The organism is Rhizobacter sp. (assembly GCF_035702065.1).
Taxonomy (GTDB): Bacteria; Pseudomonadota; Gammaproteobacteria; order Burkholderiales; family Burkholderiaceae_C; genus Rhizobacter.
The window spans coordinates 1-3060 of record NZ_DASSRA010000147.1; the positions used below are offsets into that span (position 1 = coordinate 1).

3 protein-coding genes are annotated in these 3060 nt (G+C 66.5%); all 3 read right to left on the minus strand.

Translation table 11 applies throughout. The features are described from left to right. On the minus strand, positions 1 to 384 hold a 384-nt coding region (locus VFL64_RS07010), incomplete at its 3' end, for an Ntn hydrolase family protein (protein WP_489539660.1). Between the two features lie 76 nt (positions 385 to 460). Continuing rightward, on the minus strand, positions 461 to 1795 hold the full coding sequence (gene aceF / locus VFL64_RS07015; RefSeq protein WP_489539661.1) for a dihydrolipoyllysine-residue acetyltransferase: 1335 nt from the start codon (positions 1793 to 1795) through the stop codon (positions 461 to 463). 20 nt (positions 1796 to 1815) lie between these two features. After that, positions 1816 to 3060: transketolase-like TK C-terminal-containing protein (locus VFL64_RS07020; protein WP_489539662.1), on the minus strand; the 1245-nt coding region annotated here is incomplete at its 5' end.

Below are 3060 nucleotides of genomic sequence, written 5' to 3' on the forward strand. Positions count from 1 at the left end.
CTCGCGGTAGGAGTACACGCAGTAGATGCCGCTGGCGTTGGCTATGAGCGCGGTGAACTGCGAGCTCTCGTACGGGTCGGCGTCTTCTTCCTTGGGGTTGAGGTAGAAGACTTCCTTCAGCTTGGGGTGGATCTTCAGGAAGGTGTCGAACACGTCGTCGCGCGAGTGGAGCTTCAGCTCTTCCGGCGGCAGCCAGTTGAGCGCGCGCCGCAGCACGGGAAAGTGCGCCGTGGTGCCGGCCATGCCGATCCACGAGTCGCCCACCTTGAAGAGCTTCTCGTTGTCTTCGTAGCCGTGCGGCAGGCGCGTGTCGCCGAAGGTGACCAGGCTGTCACCGGCGATGGCGACCTGGCCGGCCTTTCGGACGACGACCACGGTCGTCACAGGGCGGCTCCCCGCCGGGCCGCCCCAAGGGGAGCCGAGCCCCCTCGGGGGGCAGGAGCGCAGCGACGTGGGGGCCTCACAGGATCACTCTCCGGAAGTCGGCCAGGACTTGCGCGAGGTAGGCATTGAAGCGAGCCGCAGCCGCGCCGTCGATCACGCGGTGGTCGTAGCTCAGGCTCAGCGGCAGCATCAGTCGCGGCTGGAAGGCCTTGCCGTCCCACACCGGCTCCATCACGCCACGGCTCAGGCCGAGGATGCCTACCTCGGGCGCGTTGATGATGGGCGAGAAGTAGCGCCCGCCGATACCACCGAGCGAGCTGATGGAGAAGCAGCCACCGCTCATGTCGGCCGGGCCGAGCTTGCCGTCACGTGCCTTGGCGGCGAGTTCGCTCATCTCCTTGCTGATCTGCAACAGGCCCTTCTGGTCGGCGTCTTTCAGCACGGGCACGACCAGCCCATTGGGCGTGTCGGCCGCGAAGCCGATGTGGAAGTACTTCTTCAGCACCAGCTGGTCGCCATCGAGCGAGGCGTTGAACTCGGGGAACTTCTTGAGCGCAGCCACCACCGCCTTGATGACGAAGGCCAGCATGGTGACCTTGATGCCCGACTTCTCGTTCTCCTTGTTGAGCTGCACGCGCAGGGCTTCGAGCTCGGTGATGTCGGCGTTGTCGTGGTTGGTGACGTGCGGGATCATCACCCAGTTGCGGTGCAGGGCCGCGCCGCTGATCTTCTTGATGCGCGAGAGGTCCTTGCGCTCGATGGGGCCGAACTTGGCGAAGTCGACCTGCGGCCAGGCGGGCAGGCCCGGGAAGTTGCCACCGCCACCAGCCGCCGCCGCACCGCCGCCCTTGGCGGCTTGGGCCTGGGTGCGCGTGTCGCCGGCCATCACGCCCTTGACGAAGCCATGCACGTCGTCGTGCGTGATGCGCCCCTTGGGCCCGCTGCCCTTCACTTCGTTGAGCGGCACGCCGAGTTCCCGTGCCAGCTTGCGGATGCTGGGCGAGGCGTGCGGCAACTGGCCTGCGGGCGCGCTGGGTTCAGGGGCCGGCAAGGCAGCCGTGGGCACGACGCGCTCCACCGGTGCCGCGGCCACAGGGGCCGGAGCCGCGGCGGGGCTGGGCGCAGCGGCGGGTGCTGGCGCCGGGGCAGCAGGCGCCGCGGCCGCAGCGCCTTCCGCCGCGTCGATCATCAGCAGCAAGGAGCCTTCGCTGATCTTGTCGCCGAGCTTGACCTTGAGCTCCTTGACCACGCCGGCGCGTGTCGACGGGATCTCCATCGAGGCCTTGTCGCTCTCCACCGTGACCAACGATTGCTCGAGCTTCACCGTGTCGCCGGGCTTGACCAGCACCTCGATGATCTCTACGTCCTTGAAGTCGCCGATGTCCGGGACTTTGACTTCCACCAGGGCCATGTTCTTGTCTCTTTCTTTTCTTATGCGTACAGCGGGTTGACCTTGTCGGCATTGATGCCGTACTTCTGGATCGCCTCGGCGACTTTAGCGGCCGGCAAAGTACCTTCGTCAGCAAGGCATTTCAGCGCCGCCACCACGATGTAGTGGCGGTTGATTTCGAAGTGCTCGCGCAGGCGGCTGCGGAAGTCGCTGCGGCCGTAGCCGTCGGTGCCCAGCACCTTGTAGGTGCGGCTGCGCCCGTCCTTGTCCTTGGGCATGAAGGCGCGGATCTGGTCGGCGTAGTTCTTCATGTAGTCGGTGGAGGCGATCACCGGGCCGGCGTACTTGTCGAGCTGCTGCGCCACGAAGGGCACGCGCGGCTTGTCGGTGGGGTGCAGCAGGTTCCAGCGCTCGCAGTCCTGGCCGTCGCGCGCCAGCTCGTTGAAGCTCGGGCAGCTCCAGACGTTGGCCGACACGCCCCAGTCCTGCGCCAGCAACTCCTTGGCCGCCATCGACTCGCGCAGGATGGTGCCGCTGCCCAGCAGGTTGACGCGCGGCGTCTTCTTCGCGCCCTCTTCCAGCAGGTACATGCCCTTGATGATCTGCTCCTCCGTGCCAGCCTTCAGGCCCGGCATGGGGTAGTTCTCGTTGAGCAGGGTCAGGTAGTAGTAGACGTTGTCCTGCTTCTCCACCATGCGCTTCAGGCCGTGGTGCAGGATCACGCCGACCTCGTGGGCGAAGGTCGGGTCGTAGCTGATGCAGTTGGGGATGGTGCCGGCCAGGATGTGGCTGTGGCCGTCCTCGTGCTGCAGGCCTTCGCCGTTCAGCGTGGTGCGGCCCGAGGTGCCGCCGAGCAGGAAGCCACGTGCCTGCATGTCGCCCGCCGCCCAGGCCAAGTCGCCGATGCGCTGGAAGCCGAACATCGAGTAGTACACGTAGAACGGCACCATGATGCGGTTGTTCGTGCTGTACGAGGTGGCGGCCGCGATCCAGCTGCTCATGCCGCCGGCCTCGTTGATGCCTTCCTGCAGGATCTGGCCGGCCTGGTCTTCGCGGTAGTACATGACCTGGTCCTTGTCGACCGGCGTGTAGTTCTGGCCGGCCGGGTTGTAGATGCCGATCTGCCGGAACAGGCCCTCCATGCCGAAGGTGCGGGCCTCGTCCACGAGGATGGGCACGGCGCGCGGCCCGAGTTCCTTGTCGCGCAGCAGCTGCGTCAGGAAGCGCACGTAGGCCTGCGTGGTGCTGATCTCGCGGCCTTCGGCGGTGGGTTCGAGCACGGCCTT